Annotated in this window: 16 protein-coding genes and 2 pseudogenes; 5 read left to right on the forward strand and 13 right to left on the reverse strand. The window is 53.7% G+C overall.

Annotated features, from left to right (window positions below; genetic code table 11):
* Positions 1–267: 267 nt before the first annotated feature.
* From HA45_RS04545 to HA45_RS04555, 3 genes are all read right to left on the reverse strand, one after another.
* The gene (locus HA45_RS04545) at positions 268–669 is read right to left on the reverse strand and encodes an H-NS family histone-like protein (protein ID WP_100704058.1); all 402 of its coding nucleotides are present in this window, start codon (positions 667–669) and stop codon (positions 268–270) included.
* 218 nt (positions 670–887) lie between these two features.
* Entirely contained in the window at positions 888–2183 is a 1296-nt protein-coding gene (locus tag HA45_RS04550; RefSeq protein WP_100704057.1) for a CitMHS family transporter, read from the reverse strand.
* A 334-nt stretch (positions 2184–2517) separates the two neighbouring features.
* Positions 2518–3648 (reverse strand): L-dopachrome tautomerase-related protein, encoded by a 1131-nt coding sequence (locus HA45_RS04555; protein ID WP_100704056.1) that lies wholly within the window; start codon positions 3646–3648, stop codon positions 2518–2520.
* Between the two features lie 136 nt (positions 3649–3784).
* Here HA45_RS04555 and HA45_RS04560 point away from each other — a divergent pair, with 136 nt between their 5' ends.
* Together HA45_RS04560 and fhuE are read left to right on the forward strand one after the other, a co-directional pair.
* Entirely contained in the window at positions 3785–4666 is an 882-nt protein-coding gene (locus tag HA45_RS04560) for a LysR family transcriptional regulator (RefSeq protein WP_100704055.1), read from the forward strand.
* A 362-nt stretch (positions 4667–5028) separates the two neighbouring features.
* Positions 5029–7227, forward strand: a complete 2199-nt coding sequence (fhuE, locus tag HA45_RS04565; protein WP_100704054.1) for a ferric-rhodotorulic acid/ferric-coprogen receptor FhuE — start codon at positions 5029–5031, stop codon at positions 7225–7227.
* Between the two features lie 123 nt (positions 7228–7350).
* On the opposite strand, the gene HA45_RS04570 is transcribed toward fhuE, so the two are convergent.
* The 3 genes and pseudogenes from HA45_RS04570 to HA45_RS04580 form a co-directional block, all read right to left on the reverse strand.
* On the reverse strand, positions 7351–8328 hold the full coding sequence (locus HA45_RS04570) for a nickel/cobalt transporter (RefSeq protein ID WP_100704053.1): 978 nt from the start codon (positions 8326–8328) through the stop codon (positions 7351–7353).
* Between the two features lie 363 nt (positions 8329–8691).
* A pseudogene (locus HA45_RS04575) lies at positions 8692–9495 on the reverse strand (LLM class flavin-dependent oxidoreductase); the annotation flags it as partial.
* Positions 9492–10640 carry an acyl-CoA dehydrogenase family protein gene (locus HA45_RS04580; protein ID WP_100704051.1) on the reverse strand — a complete coding sequence of 383 codons (1149 nt, stop codon included), beginning with the start codon at positions 10638–10640 and terminating at the stop codon, positions 9492–9494. The pseudogene HA45_RS04575 and the gene HA45_RS04580, both read right to left, overlap by 4 nt.
* A 211-nt stretch (positions 10641–10851) precedes the next feature.
* Between HA45_RS04580 and HA45_RS04585 the strand changes: the two genes are divergently transcribed.
* Positions 10852–11910 carry an ABC transporter substrate-binding protein gene (locus tag HA45_RS04585; protein ID WP_100704050.1) on the forward strand — a complete coding sequence of 353 codons (1059 nt, stop codon included), beginning with the start codon at positions 10852–10854 and terminating at the stop codon, positions 11908–11910.
* A gap of 119 nt (positions 11911–12029) precedes the next feature.
* On the opposite strand, the gene HA45_RS04590 is transcribed toward HA45_RS04585, so the two are convergent.
* The 3 genes and pseudogenes from HA45_RS04590 to HA45_RS04600 all read right to left on the reverse strand — a co-directional run bounded on the left by HA45_RS04590 (position 12030) and on the right by HA45_RS04600 (position 15277).
* Entirely contained in the window at positions 12030–13079 is a 1050-nt protein-coding gene (locus tag HA45_RS04590) for a PLP-dependent cysteine synthase family protein (protein WP_100704049.1), read from the reverse strand.
* A 107-nt stretch (positions 13080–13186) separates the two neighbouring features.
* Positions 13187–14193: pseudogene (locus HA45_RS04595) on the reverse strand (ABC transporter permease).
* Positions 14194–14203: 10 nt separating this feature from the next.
* Positions 14204–15277: an ABC transporter substrate-binding protein gene (locus HA45_RS04600; protein WP_100704047.1), complete on the reverse strand. Its 1074-nt coding sequence runs from the start codon at positions 15275–15277 to the stop codon at positions 14204–14206.
* A 196-nt stretch (positions 15278–15473) separates the two neighbouring features.
* Between HA45_RS04600 and HA45_RS04605 the strand changes: the two genes are divergently transcribed.
* Both HA45_RS04605 and HA45_RS04615 read left to right on the forward strand, forming a co-directional pair.
* Positions 15474–16250 (forward strand): ABC transporter ATP-binding protein, encoded by a 777-nt coding sequence (locus HA45_RS04605; RefSeq protein WP_100704046.1) that lies wholly within the window; start codon positions 15474–15476, stop codon positions 16248–16250.
* A 78-nt stretch (positions 16251–16328) separates the two neighbouring features.
* The gene (locus HA45_RS04615) at positions 16329–16481 is read left to right on the forward strand and encodes a hypothetical protein (protein ID WP_240629292.1); all 153 of its coding nucleotides are present in this window, start codon (positions 16329–16331) and stop codon (positions 16479–16481) included.
* A gap of 463 nt (positions 16482–16944) precedes the next feature.
* Here the strand turns inward: HA45_RS04615 and HA45_RS04620 are convergent, their stop codons facing one another.
* The 4 genes from HA45_RS04620 to HA45_RS04635 all read right to left on the reverse strand — a co-directional run bounded on the left by HA45_RS04620 (position 16945) and on the right by HA45_RS04635 (position 22633).
* The gene (locus HA45_RS04620) at positions 16945–18015 is read right to left on the reverse strand and encodes an ABC transporter ATP-binding protein (protein ID WP_100704045.1); all 1071 of its coding nucleotides are present in this window, start codon (positions 18013–18015) and stop codon (positions 16945–16947) included.
* Positions 18008–19777, reverse strand: a complete 1770-nt coding sequence (locus HA45_RS04625; RefSeq protein ID WP_100704044.1) for an ABC transporter permease — start codon at positions 19775–19777, stop codon at positions 18008–18010. The genes HA45_RS04620 and HA45_RS04625 overlap by 8 nt, the downstream gene beginning before the upstream one ends.
* A gap of 73 nt (positions 19778–19850) precedes the next feature.
* On the reverse strand, positions 19851–20939 hold the full coding sequence (locus HA45_RS04630) for an ABC transporter substrate-binding protein (RefSeq protein WP_100704043.1): 1089 nt from the start codon (positions 20937–20939) through the stop codon (positions 19851–19853).
* A gap of 602 nt (positions 20940–21541) precedes the next feature.
* Positions 21542–22633: an ABC transporter substrate-binding protein gene (locus HA45_RS04635; RefSeq protein WP_100704173.1), complete on the reverse strand. Its 1092-nt coding sequence runs from the start codon at positions 22631–22633 to the stop codon at positions 21542–21544.
* Between the last annotated feature and the right edge of the window lie 38 nt (positions 22634–22671).

The following is a 22671-nucleotide window of genomic DNA, read 5'->3' on the forward strand; positions in this document are numbered from 1 at the left end:
CGTAATGAGTCTGCCAGGATAGCCCGCAAGGATGCGGGCGTAAGGCGGGGCGGCACACGATGTGCCATCCCCCGGCGGTCCGTCAGGCAGACGAATGAAGTGAAGGTACCGCTTTAGCGGCGCGAGGACAGCCAGCCCCAGAACGACCCCAGACTGCGTTATCACTCGTCACTTAACTAAAGAGGACACCATGAATACCCCCGTAACAATCCAGAATGTATTTCACAGGGGACACATTCATGCGCACCGATTATCCGCGCGGGACGTTTAAATCAGAAACTCATCCATCGAACCGCCCGCATCTAATACGGATTTGATCGGTGATGGTGTACGACCCTGACCAGTCCAGAATTTCTGGTTACCGTCTTCGTCGATGAACTTATATTTCGCCGGACGCGGAGCGCGTTTCGCTTTAGGTTTGGTTTCGCTCTGGTTTAATTTCGTCAGTTCACTAATATCGATGCCATCATTTAGCAGCATCTCTTTATATAGCGCCAGTTTTTCTTCTTTCTCGCGCTGAGCGGCATTATTGGCTTCCGCTTCTTCACGGCGTTCTGCAACCACCACGGCGAACTTTTCCAGCATTTCGTTTAATACCGCAATCTCAGTATCACGTGCCTGGGCACGCAGCGTACGAAGATTGTTCAATGCTTTGAGTGCATCGCTCATGAATAAACCCTTATAACTTATATAACGAATGTCAAAGCGAGCATTCTACGGTAATTTAAAGTAAATGAAAATATCGTGGGCGTAACAGAATTATCCGGAAAACAGGCGGGGGATATATCCAATTCTGAGTGTGTGGTGACGTTAATTGATGATATTTCACCCGTCAACGCAGGAAAATAAGCCGCACTTAATAGCGGCTTATTTTCCGGGTTTTTATTCTATATGCTGCGGTAGAACGGGAAGCAACCAGTGACTAACGCCACCAGCAATAACACGATTGAGGTAATAAATGACCAACGTAAGGTGAATCGTTGTGTCTGTGCGTAGTCAAGTTTTAACATGCCGACTAATAAGTAGGTCGAGGCAACCAAGGGACTCAGAATATGTACCGGCTGACCGACCAACGCGGCGCGCGCCATTTCAATCGGTTCGATACCATAATGCCCGGCGGCCTGCACCAGCACCGGCAACATACCAAAGTAGAACACGTCGTTGGAAACCATCCAGGTTACCGGAATACTGATTAATGCGGTAATCACCGCCAGATAAGGGCCGAGCGCGTCAGGAATGGTGTGAACGATGGCCTGCGCCAACGCATTCGCCATGCCGGTTTCAGCAAAGATCCCGGTGAACACCGCGGCGGCGAAGATCAGTCCCGCTACGGCGAGGATGGCCGGCGCGTGGCGGCCAATCTGCTCCTGCTGCTGGCTCAGTTGCGGATAGTTAACCACAAACATGATCGCGGTCGCTAACATAAATAGATAGGCCATGGGCATCACATCCAGCACCAGCATCGTCATGAGCGCAAGGGTGAGTCCCCAATTAAACCAGAAACGCCAGGCGACGCACGGCTTCTCCTCAAACTGAATAGCGGCGCGATCCACCGGCAGATGCTGCTGGAAACCGAGGCGCTTGCGCTCACTTCTGCCCAGCATGATCGCCAGTATGAAGGTCCATGCGACACAAGCCAGTAAGGGAACCAACAGTGGAACAAACAGCGTGGCCACGTCCGCCTGCACGGCCGCTGCCGCGCGCGCCGTGGGGCCGCCCCACGGGAACATATTGCCGAGCCCGGTACACTGTAATAGCAGTGCTGCAACGCTGAGTTTTGATAATCCGACGCGTTCATATATCGGCATAAAAGCAGCCAGCACAATCATATATACCGTCGCGCCATCACCATCCAGCGCCACAATAAAGCCCAACAGGACGGTACCGATAAATATCTTTACCGGGTCTCCATCCACAGCAGAAACAATACGTTTAATGATGGGATCAAACATCCCGGCATCCGTCACGCTCATAAAATAGAGCATGGCAAATATCAACATGACGCCAGTGGGCGCAACGGTACGTAATCCTTTGATCACCATCGGGCCCATATCTGCGCCATGGCCGGACAACAACGCAAATAGCGTCGGGATGATGATTAATGCGGTGAGCGCAGAAAGCTTTTTGCTCATTAATAAGCCAATAAAGCAGATAATCATAAGCAGACTGATGATCAGCAACATGACGATATTTCCTGTCCAGAGGGATATTGCACGTTCGTGGGTAGCAAACGCGACGTGTTCGGAATAAATAAAAAACAGCGAATGATTATTTATTGTTCAAATTAACCTTCTGCAACCTCGTCAGTCTGGTTATATTATCCAGCGTTTTTTTCGGCAGGCACAAGGTTAGGTTATCGCGAAATATGTGCGTAACCTCTTAGTTTTAATAAATTTAAAATAGCGTACGGTGATGATTTATCGTGGTGTTATTTTCTCCAGTTGATGATGACAGTAGGATTGATTAAGGGCGGTTTTTACACCGCACCCAGGTTAATGGCTGCAAACCGCTCAGCTTTTATTTATGGTCGAGCGGTGAGGGCTTAATCGGCAACGGTAAACGATAAAGTTTGACCGGATATTCCACAGTTGACGGTTTGCCGCCGGTGGTCGCTGGCGTGCGATTGATCTGTCCGGATGGCATCCACAGCGCACCGTTGGAGACCCACATCGCGTCAATCCACACCAGACGCGGATCCTGCACCACGGTGGTGACCTGTCCATCCGGTGCAATGCGCTTAATGCTGCGGGTGTTGATGTCTGACGCATAAATATTGCCATCGGCATCAATTGCGGTCCCGCCGGTGCTCCAGGTTTCGCGCACCTTCTCAGCGTGCTTCGCCACCTCCGCCGCGGACAACGTGTTGTCATTCAGATAACGCGTTTCAATGCGCGCCAGCGGCCCTGGAATCGCCTGATAATAGAGCCATTTGCCATCCGGCGAGACTTCCAGCTGATCGAGGCCCACACGCTTCTCCCGGCCATCGCGCAGAATCAACTTCTTGCCATCTGCATAAATTGGCTGGTGGTCAATCGAGAGCGGATGGTTGTCCAGCACGCGCCAGCTTTTACCGCTTTTCAGGTTCAGCACCACTAATCCCACCGCACCCGGATCGGTAATATAGGCAAAATCACCGTTGAAGCGCACATCATCCAGATAGCTGGTGGATTGCAGCGTCGGTGATTTAAAGACATAGCTGTTCATCACTTTGCCTGTTGCCAGACTAATGTGGACCAGCTTGGCGCCCCCGGTCACGGCCTGATCGCCAGTGCCAATCCCCTTATTACCCGAATCCATTACCCACAGATCGCCATCCGGGCCGATACGTAACGCGTTAACGTGGTAAAAGTGATGCTCAGGATCGTTAGCATTCCACTGGTTCCAGCTCTCATCCGGAAACGCCTTCAACTGATTGTTAACCACTTCCGCCAGCTGCAAACCCGCCCCTTCCGATTGGGTCAGTGAGGCGAACAGGCGATTATCTTGACTCACGGTGATGCCATTCCATACGCGCGGCGAAGTTGCTACCTGTTGCAAACGGCTATCCTGCTGAGTCGGCAGCGTTGCGGGCAAGGTGTCATGCGCCAGCGCTTGTGCGCTGGAGGCCAGTGCAATCATCGTCACCAGTGCTTTCAGTGAATGTTTCATCCTTCTCTCCCTTGTTAAGCGCCACAAGGTGACGCGAACAGAGTGTTGCTCTGTTGTTAATGTCTTTCCATCCTGGCAGCGTAAAGTGATAAATTATATTCTCTGATTTTTATCAATCGATTCCTGGTGGGAATGAATGGAACTGAAAGATCTGCATTATTTGCTGGCGGTGCGGGAGACGCAGCACCTGGGTAAAGCGGCGCAATCCCTTGGTATCACTCAGCCGGCACTGACCAAATGCCTGCAACGTCTGGAGAAGTTTTACGCTACGCGCTTAATTCTGAAGGTGGGCCGTGGCATGCAACTCACTGAAGCGGGACTGCTACTTTGTGAACGTGCTCATAAAGTGGTGCATATGATGCAGGTCACAAGACAGGATTTGCAGGCGCTGGGTGCCGGAACCGCAGGGGTGATTCGCCTGGGCGTGGCGGCGACGGCGGCAGAATTTATGTTACCGCTACTCAGCAAAGACCTGTTGCACAAAGCGCCTACCGCCAGACTCGAAGTCACCGTCGGCATGAACGATTTGCTGCAAAAGTTACTGCGCGAGAACAAAATCGATCTGATTTTAGGATTCCTGCCGCAGGGGAACAGCGAGTTTATCACTCGTCCGCTGATTGAAGATCCGGTAGTGATTGCCGCCAGCCGCCATCATCCTCTGGCCAACATTCATCCCTCGCCTGAGCAACTTGATGCTTACAACTGGCTGTTACCTTCGGATAACGTGGCCACGCGCCAGTGGCTGGAACAGCGCCTGCGCAGCGGCGGTTATGCGTTACCGCGCGCGCAAATGGAGAGCAACACGCTATCACCCCTGCGCGCTGTTGTGGCGCAAACGCAACTCCTGAGTTTTATATCCCGGCGATTATTAAAAGGTGAGGGTGGGGAATTGATCGAAATCCCTCTGCCGCTGGTAATGATGCCACGCACCTTTGGCTGGCAATTCCGTTCATTAAGCGAGCTATCGCCTGCATCACGTTTATTGGTCGATTTGGCGGAAAAACGCTGGCCCTGGTAGCCTGCCAGGTCGCGTATTGACGATAACCTGTGAGTTATCACAGGTTTGCTCCATTAACGTGCGTGAAAATTACCGAAAATAACTCACCTGTATTATTAATCATTGAAGAATAAGGATTTATCCAAATGTAAAATTGCCGGATAACCGGTAACAATTTCTTGCAATACTAATCTTAATGCGTATATTTCTCATTTGCTTTCTTAACGGCATCTTTACGGTCGTTCTGTTTGCGCCTGGATGGCGCGGTCAGGTAATTACCTCATCCTGATATTCCCTCTCAGCTCGTTATTCATGGCAGGAGCCAACAGACGTCAACAGGCATGCCGCCAGTAAAAATAACGATAAGTTGATTGAGGAATATTATGTCTTTCGAAGAAAAGCGCGTCAGGGAATCTGGCCGAGTGCCGCAACGCGTGTTGCGAGTTTCTCTGCTGGCAATGATGGTGGCATCCGGTATTGCCCAGGCCGCCGATAACACCGCGTCAGAACAAACCCTGAATGTTGATGCCAGCGCCAGCAACGATGCGCAGCAAGAGCAGGCAGCAAAAGATTACAGCGTACCGATCACTCGTGCCGGTACCAAAATGGCATTAACCGCGCGTGATATTCCTCAATCGGTTACCGTTGTCAGCAAGCAGCGTATGCAAGACCAGCAGCTGCAATCACTGAATGATGTGCTTTCGAATACCACCGGTATTAGAGGCGTCAGCAGCGATATGGATCGTACCAACTACTATTCGCGCGGTTTTATCATCGACAATTACATGGTCGATGGTATTCCAACGGCGTTTGCTTCTCGCTGGAACCTCGGTGATGCCCAGACCGATATGGCGCTGTATGAGCGAGTTGAAGTGGTGCGCGGTGCAACGGGCCTGTTGACCGGCCCAGGCAACCCGTCTGCTGCCATCAACATGGTGCGTAAGCACGCCGACAGCAAAGAGTTCACCGGCAATCTGGAAGCGAGCTACGGCAGCTGGGACAAACAGCGTTATGTCGCCGATCTCTCAGCGCCCCTGTCGCCTGAAGGCAACGTGCGTGGCCGCGTAGTCGCAGGTTACGAAGATAAAAATAGCTTTATTGAGCGCTATGGTTTCGAGAAGAAATTCATCTACGGTGTGGTGGATGCTGACCTGACTGACAAAACCAAGCTGTCTGTGGGCTATGAATTTACCCAGGTCGATACCGACTCCCCAATGTGGAGTGGTTCGCCGCGTTGGTATACCGACGGTTCGCAAACGCATCTACGTCGCGGATACAACACCTCACCAGAGTGGGCTTACAATAACAAAGAAAACAAAAAGGTCTTTGTTAACCTGCAGCAGAACTTCGATAACGGCTGGAACATCACGCTTAACGGCACGCATAACGAGATGTTCCTCGACAGTAAGCAGCTCTACATTGATGGTTATTTCGATAAGAACACCGGTATCGGCACCTCACCTTACGCAAACTACCCTGTTGTAGGCGGCACTGGATACAATACCGGTAAACGTAAAGTCGATGCCGTCGATGCGTTCGCCAGCGGCCCTTATGAATTGTTAGGTCGCCAACATGAACTGATGGTGGGTGTGAATTACAGTCGTCAGGATAATAAGTACTACAGCGCGTGGGCGAATATCTCGCCGACAGAGCTGGGTAATTTCAATAACTTCAATGGCAACTTCCCGGAAACCGACTGGAACCCTCGTGAGCCGGCATCGGATACGCAGTTGGTGCGTCAGAAATCCGCTTATGTTGCCACTCGCATTTCACTGGCCGATCCGCTGCATGTAATTTTGGGTGCGCGTTATACCAACTGGAATCGTGAGACGCTGAATGCAGAGATGGAGAAAAATAACACCACCCCGTACGGTGGTGTAATTTGGGACTTCTATGATAACTGGTCGGCTTACGCGAGCTATACCTCAGTATTCCAGCCGCAAGATTATCAAGATGCTTCAGGGGGTTACCTCTCACCTGTGATTGGTAAGAACTATGAAGCCGGTGTGAAATCTGACTGGCTTAACAGTCGTTTGACCACATCAATTTCAGTGTTCCGTTCAGAACTGGATAACGTTGCAGAAGCGACTGGAGCGACCAACCCGGATACCGGTAATGCCATCTATGTTGGCAAGAGTGGTGTAGTTAGCCGCGGCGTAGAGTTTGAAGTCAACGGAGCGCTGACGGACAACTGGCAGATGACCTTCGGTGGCACCACCTACGTGGCTGAAGATCGTGATGGTGAGAACTACAACTCACAGCTGCCACGCACTTCATTCAACCTGTTCACCAGCTATCGTCTGCCGATGCTGGATCAGCTGACGCTGGGTGGCGGTGTTAACTGGCAGTCGAAGACGTATAAAGACGTTGGCGCACCGGACGGCAATGGCACATGGCGCGCACGTCAGGGCAGCTACGCGCTGGTGGATCTTTTCGCACGTTACGACGTGACGAAAAACCTGAGCGTGCAGGGAAATCTGAACAACCTGTTCGACAAAGAGTATGACGAAAACGTCGGCAGCGGCGGTATCGTTTACGGTACGTCACGCAACTTCTCAGTTACCGCATCTTATCGTTTCTGATTTCAACCAGCCGGGCACGCAGCGATGCGTGCTCTGCCAGGACTTACGCTTGTGTTCGTGAGTCACTGGCCGGGGAGGCAAGGATGCCGGCCCGGCGTTGTTCGCATCAAACTTTATCCATTCTCAACATCCCGCCGCAATATAATCCCCGTTTGCACTGATCGGCACCACGGTTAAAAACAGCACCAGCGCAAATAACATCAGCAAAGCACCTCCGGCAATACGTAATATCCCCAGTATTTGCTGCGAGCGTGGCGATGACTCTGCCAACCATAATTCGCCTGCACGATGACGGAAATGGCGGACAAACAGGGCCAGCGCGACCAGTGCCATACCGGTGCCGAGCGCCATGGTCATCACCGCAAACATGCCCCAGCGGGTAATGCCAATCACACTGGCAAACAGCAACACCGTAAGTGCGCCGCTGCAAGGCCGAACGCCGGTGGCAATAATAATGCCGATCCACGCCTTCCAGTTATCGACGGATTCCGCCGTAATGCCGTGATGGTGGCCGCAGCCATGATGATGTTGCTCATGTTCATGTTCATGCTCCTGATCGTAACCATGCCCATGCCCATGCCCATGATTGTGATTTAGATTATGGTGCTGATACTGACTGCGGCTTCGCCATGCCTGCACCATCATCATCACGCCCAGCGCGGCAATAAACAGCGAGCTGGCCTTTTCCAGATACCAGCGGCTGGTGCTGAGATCGCCGGTCGTCAGGTTAAAGCCAACGGCCAGGATAAACACAAAAGCGATGGCGCTGAGTCCCTGCACCAGGCTACCGAGAAACGGTACGGTGAGGGCGACACCGCGCGGCGGTTGATGAGTGGTGAGCCAGGTGGTGACAATAAATTTGCCATGACCCGGCCCAACCGCATGCAAAATGCCATAAATAAAGGTCACGCCAATCAACCACAACCCCGCGCTGTATTGCCCGCTATTAATCTGCAGCAGATGCGTCACCAGCAGTCGATGGAGTTGAATCTGCGTTTGCAGTGACCAGGCGAGAAACGCCGTCCAGTGGGAAAACAGTACGGCGAGCGCCGTCAGCATCACCAATGCAGCAAGGGTAAATCCAGTTTTAGTAGCAATCATACCAATCAGATATCGCGGCCCTGAAAGCCGACAGCATGCGGGAAATTGCGGAGATTTTGTAGGGTGCGCACGTCTGCGCACCGAAATAATCTGCCTAAGCAGCGGCAGCCAGTGCCTTAACGCGTGCACGAATACGCGGTAACAGGTGCTGGCCATAATCAGTGGCATCCCGCAGTTGATCAAAACCACGGAACAGGAAGGTGGTAATGCCGAGTTTGTAGTATTCCAAAGCCGCATCGGCCACGGTATCGGCTGAACCCACCAAAGCGGTAGAGTTGCCCGCCGCGCCGGAGAGCGCTGCGATTCCGTCCACAGGCAGCTGTCATAGACTTTGCGTGCAGTCGCCAGTTGATAAAGCCGCTGTGAGCCGGTGTTGCTGTCGGGCTGAATGGATCTGCCACCAATATTGGCTTGCGCCTCGCGCAGCAAACGGTTTGCGCGCGCCCATGCCTGCTCATCGGTATCACCAAGAATCGGACGCAGTGACAGGCTAAAGCGAATATGCTTTTCGCGGCCATATTTTCTTGCCGCTGCGCGCACCTGCTCAATGCGTGATTTCACCTGCTCCAGCGGCTCGCCCCACATCATGTAGACATCGGCATGACGCGCAGCGATATCAATCGCGGCCTCAGAAGCGCCAGAGAAATAGACCGGCACGCGTGGTTGCTGCCAGGGTTTAACCTCGGTGAGGTTATCTTCTACTTGATAAAATTTACCGTCGTAGCGGAACGGGGTACGGGATTCCCAGGTGAGTTTCATGATGTCGAGATATTCGCCGGTGCGAGCATAACGCTCATCCTTGCTGAGAAAATCTCCGTCGCGTTGTAAGTCTCCACTGTCACCACCCGTAATCACGTTGATCGCTGCGCGTCCGTGGCTTAACTGATCCAGGGTGGCAAACTGACGTGCGGCGAAGGTCGGCGCCTGGAAGCCGGGACGATGCGCCACCAGCAAACCGAGTTTGTCGGTAAATGCCGCGACATAGCTGGCAAGGATCATCGAATCCGGCGCGCGGGTATTCACCGCCAGCAGCACTTTATCGAATCCCGCGTACTCCTGGGCGTGTGAAAAGGCTTTGATAAAAGGCAGATCGACAATGGGGCCTTGCGCAGCCAGTGATTCACTGCTCTCCTGCGCGCCCACCAGGCCTATAAATTCAAGCGTCATGACGTACTCCTCTCAGCAGATAGGGCGGTTTTGCCCACGGAAGTGAAAATAGCGTCGCTCTGCGGGGTGTGAATGCGACCGCAAAGCACGTTACGGTAGTGACGTTGTAACGGATGTTGACGCGTTAGCGCATGATTACCGATGCTCTCCACCATAAGTTCAACAGCACGAATCGCATTCTCGGTAACCACCTGTTTGATTTGTGCCGTATGGCTGCTGGGTATCTGATCGCGAACGGCGCTATTAAGCAGCGTGCTGTTGGTGAACAGCAGTGTATCGATGCGTCCGACTAACTCTTGAAAACGCGGCAAGGAGGCCAGTGGAGCACCGAGATTGGCGGGAACACGCTGTTGTAAAAAGCCGATAAACCAGTCGCGAGCGCTCTGGGCAATCGCGTCATACAGCGAGCCGAGCAGCACAGCTAACCACACAGACTCTTCTTCATTTAACCCAGTTCTCGGTGTGCTCCAGGGCGCAACGTTGACCGCGTGACCCAGCGGAATGTGCACCTCATCTAACACCACGCGATGGCTACAGGTGCCGCGCATTCCCAGATGATCCCATTCATCGACGATTCGGATGCCAGGCGCATCGGCGGGCACCAGATAGCCGCCGACCAGCGGATCGGCATCATCACTGCTGGCCCAGACGAGAAACCAACTCAGCCCATGGCTGCCGGTGGAGTAAATCTTCTCGCCGCTGATGCGCCAGCCCTCGGGTGTCCGTCGCGCTCGGGTTGCGGGCAAACCGCCACGCGCTGGCGTGCCCAGTTCAGGCTCGACGCGCAGCGCATTGATCAACGCGCCTTGAGAGACCACGCTGCTCGCCACAGTCGCGCGTACATCAACAGGCCAATGAGATTCCTCACTTAACCGCCGCGTGTTGAGATACTGCATGATCAGAATCAGCGCAGCGGAGGGTTCGCCACGCGCTACCGCCTGAATGATCGACTGACAATCGCGTAAATCGCCACCGCCGCCGCCTGCGGAGACGGGGAGAGCGAACTGCAACAATCCCAGTTGTCGCAGATGAACGAAAGCCGCGCGCGGAAATTCACCGCTGCGATCAACTTCTTCAGCATGTTCAGCCAATAGTTCGGTGAGCGCTGGCAATATTTCAGCGAGAAAAGGCGTGTTATTTGCCATTGAGAAAACCTTATTTATCTCTGGATAACATAAGGTCGATTGTTTCCTGATAGGGCGAGACTGTAAAAGCAATAAAACCGCTTAACACATGCGGAATCGGCATAATTACGCGTCTGGTTGCGCTGTTAATTAACGATTAATCTGCCTGTTTCTGAAATGAATGATTACAACGCAAAACCTTTCACCTGCATATATTTTTGGGAGCAAAACCATGCCAGAAAATTATTTACTTTCGCGTCGTCGCTTTCTCGGATATTCCGCAGCGGCGATGATGGCGTCAACGTTACCGGGACGCAGTTTTGCCGAAGACTCAATGCACAATATGCCAATGTCCGGCGACCTGTTGCAGGGCGGTGCAGGAAAATGGGCACTGGCGAAACCCACTCATATTCGCCTCGCAGTAAACCTCAACGCCATCTGCCTCGCACCGGTTGTGGTGGCCGATCAGCATAACTTTTTCAAGGCGCATAACCTCGAAGTGGAGTTCGTTAACTTTGGAAACTCCACCGAATTACTGCTGGAGTCGATTGCCACCGGGAAAGCAGAAGCGGCAGTTGGCATGGCGCTGCGCTGGTTAAAAGCGCTGGAGCAGGGCTTTGATGTGAAGCTCACCGCAGGCACGCACGGTGGATGCATGCGCTTATTAGCGCGTAATGACGGTCCCGCTACGCTGGAGCAGTTGAAGGGCAAAACCATCGGCGTCACCGATATGGCGGGTGCGGATAAGAACTTCTTTTCACTGATGCTGAAAAAGCACGGCGTCGATCCCAACACCGACGTGAACTGGCGTGTGTTCCCGCAAGATTTGCTGCCAATGGTGTTGGAGAAGGGAGAAATTCAGGCCGCCAGCGGCTCAGATCCGATAATGTGGCGCCTGGCGCAGAAACCGGGTTACCGCGAAGTCGGCACCAATCTGATGGATGAATATGCCAACCTGAGCTGCTGTGTGGTGGGAACGCGCGGTAGTCTGATTCGCGAACAGCCAGAGGTGGCTGCCGCGATTACGCATGCCATCTTGCAAGCGCATGCTTATGCCGCGCAGCATCCGGAAGCTATTGGCAGCGAATTCAATGGCCAGGCACTGAACACCACGCCGCAGGAAATTGCCAGCGTGCTCAAAACACATACCCATGGGCACTATTCGGTGGGCAACGCGTTCGTCAAAGAAATCGATGTCTATGCGCGGGATTTAAAAGCCATCAACGTGCTGCGGCCAGAAACCGATCCGCTGCTGTTCGCAAAGGGGATCACCAGCAATGTGCTGGTGTGAGGGGTGATCTAATAGCAAGCCATCTCTGGTAGCGGCGTGATTTATCGCGCATTCACCCGGCAGTGTTGCTGCTAAGGAATGCGCAATAAATCACATCGTGATCAAGATAAGTCAGCGAATCAGGCAATCTTCTGCGATGTCTGAATCGCATTTGCCAGTTTGAAGGTCTCAGCTGGCACCTGATGGGCAAACAGCTGGGTACTCAGATAGCTGCTGCCGCCATCCGCCAGCAAAACCACAATACGTTTGCCGTGATTTTCCGGCCGTGCCGCTACCTGTTCTGCCGCCCATAACACTGCCCCGGAAGAGTCGCCGACTAACACGCCTTCGCTGAGCGCCAGTTGACGCGCCGCTGCATAGGCTTGCCAGGTTTCTACTGCGATCACTTCGTCATAGACGCGGTGATCGAGGTTCGCTGGAATGCGTTCAGGCGGCTGATTACTGAACGCATGCACGCCGGTGATCTCCAGCGGTTCCGGGCGCAACTCGCTAGGCTGCGAACCGACACCAGGCTCCACGGCGATCACCTGTAAACCCGGATGCTGCTGTTTCAAATAGCGTCCAGTGCCGGATAAGGTGCCGCCGGTGCCGACCGCGGCGATGAAGATATCCAGCTCACCGCCGCTGTCGCGCCAGATCTCCGGCCCGGTGGTTTGCACATGCACCGCTGGGTTGGCTGGATTATCCAGCTGCAACAGGAAATGCACGTCCGGTTCCGCTGCTGTGACCTGTTCCGCCAACCATTTGGTGGCCGCGACAAAATCACCGTTGCTGGCATCGTAAAATTCTTTGAAGCCTTCGATGGTGCTGAAGGGCACCACTTGCGCGCCGAATGCCTGAATCAGCTGGGTGCGTTCGATGCTGACAAAATCATTGATGTAAACGCGGAATTTGTATCCCTTTGCCGCAGCAATCGCCGCCAAACCGATACCGGTGTTACCGCTGGTGGTTTCCACCAGCGTATCGCCCGGCTGAATGATGCCATTGCGTTCAGCGGCTTCGATCATGCTCAGGGCGATACGATCTTTCACGCTGTGATTAGGATTGAACAGCTCCAGTTTGGCGATCAGTTCGGCTTGAATTTCATGTTGCTGAGCATAGCGCGAGAGCCTCAGCAGCGGCGTATTACCAATCAGTTCGGTGATTGACGAGGAAATTTTTGCAACCATAGTTCACCTCTGTGGTGGAGTAGCCTGCGTGGGTCGCCATGATTGACGACCCTTCATATGTGGTATGCGTTGCGACAAGGTGCGCCATCGGGCGCATCGCCCTGTCGTTACCATTTCACCGCGCTGCGCTGCCACGAAAGCAGGCGATCGCGAATCACGAACAGTAGAGAGATCAACGAAGAGAACAGTAGCGCCATCACAATCAGCGCCGCGTACATGTTGGCGTAAGCTGCCCAACCCTGCGCCCATTGCAGATACCAGCCGAGGCCGGATTTTACCCCCATCATTTCAGCGGCGACCAGGACTGAAAACGACGCGCCCAGCCCCATAAACAACCCGACAAACAGGTGCGGCAGCGCTGCCGGCACCGCCACGCGCAGCACCAGGAACAGCGAGTTAGCACCGAGCGTGCGTGCCACGTCGTAATAGCGAGTATCGACGCTGGAAACGCCGGACCACGTCAACACCGTCACCGGGAACCAGGTGGCAAGCGCAATGAGAAACACCGCCGCAGAGAAGCTGGAAGGGAAGAAGTACAATGACAGCGGCAACAGCGCGGTAGAGGGCACCGGACCCAGAAAACGCAAAATCGGATGTACCCAATAACCCAGCCCGCGCGACCAGCCAATCGCTACCCCGGTGACGAAGCCCACGACGCTGCCATAGATAAAGCCAAATGCCAGCAAACGCAGAGAGTTGAGTACGCTATCCAGCAAGCGCGGCCAGTCGGTGGCATAGGCTTCCACCAGGGCACGCGGCGGTGCAAAGAACGGGGCGGGTAACCATGCCAGCTTGCCGGTTACGGTTTCCCACAGACCTATCAGCAGCGCCAGCACAATCAGCCAGGGCCCACTGCGTTTGAGCGGTGCCAGCAGCGCCAGCCGGGGAAAAAGCCGGAGGCGATCGCTAGCCCAGTCAGTAACAGCGCAATCGCAGCAAACAGTTCATGGGTTTCATTGACGAAGCGCGGGGCGGCGAAACCCTGCGGCTTATCCGGCACCCCCACCATCAGCGCCACCAGCGCCCACCACAGCAGCAGTGCGACTAACACGCTGGGTTGCAGGCGGCGCGGGGCGTCACGGTGTTGGGCTATCGTCAGGGTTTCACTGGCCATCAAAGCCTCCTTAGCTCGACATGTTGTTCATGTGCGCCATATTACTGGCGTGCTGGTGGGCGGATTCCGCTGGCAGTAGATCTGGCACATAGTGCTCAGCAAAACGCTGTGCATCGGTATCCGGACGGATCACGTTGATTTTCTTCAATTCATTCACATAGGTCGCCACTTCGCTGCGAAGCTGTGCGCCCGTTGAGTGATGGTGGTGAGTGTGCTCCTTGAGCATCGCGGTAATGTCATCCACCGACACCGAACCCGGTACAAACGGCTGGAAGATTTTGGCGGTTTCGGCGGGATGATCGGCCGTCCATTGCTGTGCATCGACAATGGCCTGAGTGATGGCCCGTGCGGTGGCAGGATCGTCGCGCACCAGCGAACCGCGCAGCCCCAGCACGCAGCAGGTCATGGTGGCGTATTCACCTTTCAGGTTGTTGTCCACTTCCAGCAGGTTATGTTGCTTCTTCAACAACCAGCCCTGAGGGTCATCCGTCGCTAACGCCTGTACTTCGCCTTTGCGCAGTGCCTCGCCAAACAGGTCGGGCGGATATTGCAGCCAGTTGACCTGTTTATCCGGATCGATGCCCTGTTTCGCCAGCTGCACGGCGAAGAAGTTGCGGATTGGGCTGGCCTGATCGCTGACCGCGACAGATTTACCGACCAGGTCTTTTACATCGCGAATGCCACTGTTTTGCGGGGTCAGTAAGCGCATGCACCCGCCGTGAGTGCCGACGGTGAGATCGACGTCAAAGCCCTGCTCCAGCGGTTTTAACCAGCGCAACGCCATGCCAATGCCGCCATCCGCTTGCCCGGTAGCGATCGCCTGCAGCAGGGCATCGGTTGGGCCACTGAAGTTAACCGGTTCGACGTTGAGGCCGTATTTTTTGAAGAATCCCTGCTTCAGCGCGACGGAAATCGGTGCCTGACACACCGCCGTTTGTCCCCACGCCAGTTTGATGGTTTTAAGCGGTTTGTCGTCGGCGAAAACATTGCTGCTTAGCAATGGGTTCACCGCCACACCGGCGCTGAATAAACTTAGGCCGCGTAACAGTGCGCGGCGGCTCAGAGTGTAATTGTGCATTGCCATGCTACTTTCCTTGTCGAAATAAAAAAAGATCACAGGCACTATCTCTTAGCGATTTCGCTCAACCAAATAACAATCCCGCATGAGTTCATGCAGTTTTTCTTTATGAGCGATCGGGGATAAGTTTGCTGAAATGGCTATTTCAGCCGTAATGAAGAGAGGCTTACTCTTAATTTATTAAGATAATCAGGAGCCAAATATGACCATTACCTCTGCTGGCGTGAATATTTCGATTGAAAAAGTGAATCATCATTTCACTCTCGAAGGCCAGGATCTTCCAGTGCTGGAAAATATTAATTTACAGGTAAAAGCGGGGGAGTTCGTTGCGCTATTGGGACCGTCCGGCTGCGGTAAATCGACATTGCTGCGTTTGCTCGCCGGGCTGGAACCGCCGGCCAGCGGTTTGCTGGCGGAGGAGGGCAAAGCCATCACCGCGCCCGATCCGTCTCGCGTGGTGGTGTTCCAGGATCCCACGCTTTATCCGTGGCGCACGGTATATGACAACGTCGGTCTTGGATTGCAGATTCGCGGCGAGAACCGCGCAGTTAAAGAGCAGCGAATTAACGCCATGTTGGATCGTGTCGGCTTGAAGGATTTTGCTCGCGCCTGGCCGCATCAGCTGTCTGGCGGCATGGCCCAGCGAGCAGCATTGGCTCGCGCGTTAGTGAATGTGCCACGTCTGCTTATTCTTGATGAGCCTCTGGGCAAACTCGACTCGTTGACGCGATTGCGTATGCAGCAGGAAATTGTCGAACTGTGGCAAGAGCAGCAGTTCACCACGCTGATGGTGACGCATGACGTTGAAGAGGCGCTGGTAATGGCCAATCGCGTAGTGGTGTTCAGCCCGCGCCCGGCCAAAGTGGTAGATGTGATTGAGGTCGATCTGGCCTGGCCGCGCCGCCGCGATGATCCGCAGTTGGTGGCGCTCCGCAGCCGGATTTTGGATTTGCTGGGTACAGAGCGCGTAGCGGCTTAAAGGGCAGTGGAGAACAGTAATTCACGCAACCAGCGGTGTCCGGCATCGCGGTGCGTGCGTTTATGCCAGACGACGATTTTGCTGAAGCCCTTAATGGTCAATGGCGGCGGCAGGATTTTCAGTCCGGGTAAATCGGCCGTTGAGCAAGCAAGCGCGAAACCCAATCCGATGATTAACGGTCATCAGGATTGGCTGGACGGGCTGGTTGCGGCAGCTAAAGCGCGCAAATAAACCTGAATGCTCGTCATTTAAGGCGATATTTGCAAATGCTGTGAATGTTGAAAGTGGCCGCTTTTTGGCGCGAATGCTTGAGTGCGGGCCTGAGCACCTCTGCTGCTGCCGGGCCGTCCTCGCGCCGCTAACGCGGTGCCCTCGGCTTCCACGTCGTGCCGGGCGGACCGTTCGGGTAAGGCCATCCAGGCCAACCCGAACTGCCAGTCGCATCCCTGCGACTGGCTCCTGGCACAACGTAAAAGCCTCAGCGCTGCGGATAGCCCTTGCAGCAGCAGAGGCGCTCAGGCCTCTACTATCGTGCCCTTTTTAACAGCACGCACTGAAGCTAAAGAGCAGATAGGGCACCAGACTGCGTTATCACCTGTCGCTTTACTGACAAGCGTTATGCCAATAAGCCCGACATTCTCGCTTCAAACCCGTGCACAGATGCGCAACAGGGGGGATTCAGATGAAAGTGGGATTAGCTTTTAGCGAAAATCCACAGATCCTCTTTGGGCAGCGAGATGCGGAAGCGCTGATTCCCGCGGAATTCTTTGCCATACGCCCTCAATGCGAAATCATCCCCTTCGGTACGGAACAGATATTCCCAGCGATCGCCTAAATACATGCTGGTGAGTAATGGCAGCTCAAGTGCGTTGTCATCGGAAGTGTCTGCGATGTTCATGCGCTCGACGCGAATCACCGCCGTCCCATCCTGTCCTACTTGCACATCGCCGCTTGGTTTACCCCACAGTGCCCATTTCGCCCCGGCAATACGCGCCCGGCCGCCTTCAACGTGGGTGATTTTGCCGTGCAGACGATTGTTGCTGCCCATAAACTCAGCGGCAAACAGCGTTGAGGGCTGGCTGTACATCTCTTGCGGTGTGCCTTGCTGCTCAATCACACCGTTGTTCAACAGCAGAATACGGTCAGAGATCGCCATGGCTTCATTCTGGTCGTGCGTCACCATTAAGGCAGACAGTCCGAGACGAATAATCAGCTCGCGCAAGAACACGCGCGCCTCTTCACGTAGCTTGGCATCGAGGTTAGAGAGCGGCTCATCCAGCAGAATCACCGGCGGGTTGTAGACCAGCGCACGCCCAATCGCCACGCGCTGTTGCTGTCCGCCGGAAAGTTGATGCGGATGGCGTTTGCCGAGGTGGCCGAGCCCTAACTGATCCAGCACAGCTTGCACGCGTTGATTGATTTCTGCTTTCTCCACTTTGCGCAATTTCAACGGGTAGGCGACGTTCTCAAACACCGTTTTGTGCGGCCACAGCGCGTACGACTGGAACACCAGGCCAAGATTGCGCTCCTCAGCCGGAACTTCGCTTTTGGGTGTGCCATCGAACACCACATTCTTGCCGATGTTGATGCGGCCCTGTGAAGGTTTCTCCAGCCCGGCAACGGCGCGCAGCAGGGTAGTTTTCCCGCTGCCCGAAGGGCCCAACAGCGAAACCACTTCCCCTTTTTTCAACTGCATCGATACGCCTTTCAGCACTGGATTATCGCCGTACATCAGATGCAAGTTATCTACCGATAATTCAATCATGTAATTTCACTCCAAAGCGTAAGGCAATGCCGAGGCCAACCACCACCAGCACAATATTTATCAGGGAGAGCGCCGCCACGATATCAATCGCGCCGGCTGACCACAGTGACACCAGCATGGAACCAATGGTTTCTGTGCCCGGTGACAGCAAATAGACGCCGGTTGAATATTCGCGTTCGAAAATCAGGAACATCAGCAGCCAGGAACCAATCAAACCGTGGCGAGAAAGCGGCACAGTGACGTGGCGCATGGTCTGGCCAGGCGTGGCACCGGCACTGCGCGCGGCTTCTTCTAGCTCAGGGCCCACCTGTAACAGCGTTGAAGTGATCAGGCGCAAGCCGTAAGCCATCCACACCACGGTGTAAGCGAGCCAGACGCTGAAAATGGTTTGACGCAACGAACGTAGCCAGACAATGAAGTTTTCCCGTAGCCAATCCGCCATGGGTAAGCTGGAGAGCCAGCCGTTTTTCAATGACTGATCGAGCCACATCGGAATGAACAGGAATACCCAGAGGAATGCCAGACCGGCCAACAGGCCGGGCACCGCGCGCGGCACCAGCACGCTGTAATCAAGGAAGCGCGTGACGTTATCCTGTTTGCGGTGCATCGCGATACCGACAAATAAATAACAGATCACCGCAATCGCCCCGCCGATAACGCCAATGAGCATCGAGTTGACGATGGCGCGCAGTAGATTCGGCTGCTCCCAAATACTGTGGAAGGTGGCTAAAGACACTTCATCCCACAGCGAGACGCCAACGCCCCAGTGCGAGATAAATGCGCGCAGCACCACGCCAAGTAACGGCACACCGATGGTGACAGTGAGCCAGGTCAACACCACTGCACCCGCAATCCAGCGCCATTTGCCCAGCGGCAGAGCCCGGGCTTGAGAGGCTTTGCCCTTCATGGTGACGAAACGATTAGCGGTGCGCATCAGCCAGCGTTGCAGCATCACCAGCGGCACGGTGAAGCAAATCAGCACCACCGCGACCGCAGCCATTAAATGATATGACGGGGTGCCGAGTTTATTGGTGAGCTTATACAAATAGGTGGCTAACACCATGTTGCCTTCAGGATCGCCCAGCACCAGCATCAGGCCGAACACTTCTAGTCCGAGGAAGAACAGCAGCACGCAGGCATAAAGAATAGAAGGGCGCACCATAGGCAGGCTGACGGCGGTCATTACCTGCAACGGTGAGGCGCCAACGGTACGCGCGGCCTCTTCCACATCTGAACTGACGCTGCGTAAGGCAGAGGAAATATATAAATAGGCATGAGGCACATGGGTAAGCCCAGCGATCACCACAATGCTGGTCATCGAATAGATGTTCCACGGCACCACGCCGAACAGTTGATTTGCCCACTGCGAGAGAAAGCCAACCGGACCCGCTGCCACCACGTAGCCAAAGGCCAGCACCATCGGTGAAACAAAGATCGGTACCAGAATCAGAGGTTCGATCAGACGCCGGCCGGGGAGATTGGTTCTCACCATCAAAAAGGCCAAAATGCCGCCAAGGGGAATGGCAATGATCACCAGGCCGAACGCCAATATAAAACCCGACTCGAGCGCTTTATAGAAATCCGGATCGGAGAAAATGAAACTAAATGAACCGAACGTCAGCTCTTTCTTTTTGGCAAAGAAGGGCGCGGAAAGAAAACTCTGCACCACAATAAACATCAGCGGCACGTAAATAACCAATGCCGTGATCAGAACAATCAATGCACGTGGCAAACTTTGCCACCTTTTCAGTAACCTGTTCATATGCCAACCCTGTCAAACACCGGAGGCGAAAGGAAACGTTATGCATCAGCGCTGACGCATAACGTGGGGAGCATTATTTACCGGCTGCGGTACGCCACTGTTTAATAAATTCCAGGCGCTTAGCCGGTCCCAGATATTCCAGCAGTGACTCATCCACCGGAATCGGCTTCAACGCATTGCCCAGCATTTTGGTCATGCCATCAATATCGTTTTTGCCTTCAATATCATTACGCAGTGAAGGAATATCCGCCTGATTAGCCAGAATGTTTTGTCCCTTCTCTGACAAGACATAGTCCAGCCACAATTTGGCGGCATTCTCATGCTCAGCCTCTTCGGTCACAAAGGATACGCGGGATAACACCAGGATGTAATCTTTGGGATAGGCGATGCCTAACGCGGGATCGTTCTTCGCACGAGCCTCGGCGTAGGAACCGAGAATGTTGAAGCCGATCAGGTTTTCACCGGATGACACGCGCTCCATCATGGTGCCGGTGGAGGACTGCACGGTCAGGCCACCTTTCGCCATCCCCGCCAGATTCTGCTTGTATTGCGGATCTACCTTGCTGTCTTCCACGGTGAGCATAAAGCCCAGGCCAGACTTTTCGATATCATAGGTCGTGACTTTGTTTTTGAATTTCTCAGGATTGGCAGAAATCATTTTAGCCAGTGCGGTGTGGGAGTCTGGTGCTTCACCTTTTGGAATCAATTTATTGTTATAAATGAACACCACCGGTTCGTAGGTGGTTCCATAAGCTTTATTTTGCCACACCGCCCATTTAGGAATTTTGCTTTGTTCCGGCGAGGCATATTCCGCTGCGTATTCCGTCGCCAGCTTGAGTGCGGTATCCATTGATGAACTCCACACCACATCGCCACTGCCACTGCCCGAGGCCTGCTCACTGATGTAACGGTTATACAGCTCGGTGCTGTTCATATCGTTATATTCAACTTTGATACCCGGATAGAGCGATTCAAAGCCTTTGATCAACGGACCCGCCGCTTTGGTATCCGTGGTGGAGTACACCACTACTTTCCCCTCTTTGGTGCCGGCATCGATAATTTTCTGATATTCAGCAGGATAACCAGCAGGCACGGCTGCGAGAGCAGAGAAGGAGAGTCCTGCTAATACAGAGGTGGTCAAAAAACGCAGTGAGGTTTTCATACAGATCCTTTTGGTTACATTTGTTACAAGAATTTAACAGTAACCCATTGCGACTCCGATGCAATCCGCCATCAAAGGTTTTTACAGCTTTTGTGACCTTCGTAAGGTTATTCATTTCAACGTAAAGTTATTTCAGGGCGCATCGTTAATTAATAACGGATGCAACTGAAACATACTCATCATTTTCTTAATTAAACATTAAGGCTGATATTTTATTACCAAAGCAAAAATGGGTAATGAGAGAACTAATCACCTTTGAATTAAAATTCAATTTTATCCGCTCATGACAACTGAAATCTGTTGGTATTGATACCGAACAGAATGGGAAGAGGCAGATGACAAATTGTCATCTTCAGATGCGTTGCTTCTTCTGTGGGTTACGAAAAAGAAAAACGCCACAGCGTGGCGTTTTAGTGGGTGAACCAGATGGTCAGAAAACTCACAACGGCGAACAGGCTCAGCGCAACGGCCAGATACTCACTGGCGGGACGAACAAACATCGATTTCATAAAAATATCCTCGTGGTAATGAGGCTATTTTCACGAACAAAGATTAATTCAACCTTAGGGCTGAGGCGCTTCGCTTAGCCGCCCCAAAAAAAATCAATTGTGAGTCCAATAAGTCCCGGTTTCCGGAATCGGCAGGAACTGCTGGTTCATCTCCCGCAGCGTGTCATCAGGCGACAGATCGTGGAACAGTTGTGGGTGGAAAGTTTTGGCGAAAAACTCGGCGGCCAGCAGGTGCCACGGACTCATATAGAAATTCTGCCAGAAGGCGGCGGCACGTTGCTGCTGCACGGCGGGCAGGGCTGAGACCGTAGTGTCTTGCGCTAAAGCTCGCAGGAAAGTGGTTTTGGCTTGTTCCGCCTTCACCAACGGGCCGAGTTGCAGCGCGCTGGTCTCTTCCGGGCCCGAAGAGCCGGTGGCGATATAAATATCCGGATTGGCGGCAATCACCGCTTCCGGATTGAGCTGACCAAACACCGCGGGAAAACGCCCGGCGGCGATGTTGTCGCCACCGGCGAAGGCGATCAAATCCGCCAGATTGCCATGCGCCACCGTGGTACAGCATTCGGCTTTCTTACCCAGATGCAACTGCAACATCACTTTCGGCCGCGTGCCGTGCCAGTTAGCTAAGCGATCGCGAATGCGCTGCATATGCTGCTGATAGAACGCGATAAAGCGTTCACTTTTGGCTTCATCATTGAGTGCGGCACCGAGCGTACGCAGGCTGGCAACGGTATTCGCCAGCGGATCAACGCGGAAATCGAGAAACAGCACCGGGATGTTCGCTGCCTGAAGCTGCAGCATAAACTGCGAGTTATTGGGCGGGGTACGCGCATACACCGGCAGGATCACCAAATCCGGCTGCAGCGCGATAATTTTCTCTACATTAAGCTGCGAGAAGTTGGAGTTGCCAATCTGGGTAATCTTGCCAATCTCCGGGAACGCTTTGACGTAACGATCCCAGGTCTGTTTATCCAGATTGCGCAGATCCGCGGGCCAGCCCACCACCCGTTTCGCCGGGTTGCCGTCTTCCACTAGCGCAAGGGTATAAATCATCCGGCTTTCGCCAATCACAATCCGCTGTGGATTGTCCGGGACGTTCACCTGGCGTTGCAGGCTATCCGTGAGGGTCTTGCTCTGCGATGCCAGTGGCAATAGCAGCAGTAATGTCAGTAGCACTCTTTTCATCGCATTGCTCACAGTGGGCTCCACCGTTAAAGGCGGAG

Source organism: Pantoea rodasii, from assembly GCF_002095465.1.
Classification (GTDB): domain Bacteria; phylum Pseudomonadota; class Gammaproteobacteria; order Enterobacterales; family Enterobacteriaceae; genus Pantoea; species Pantoea rodasii.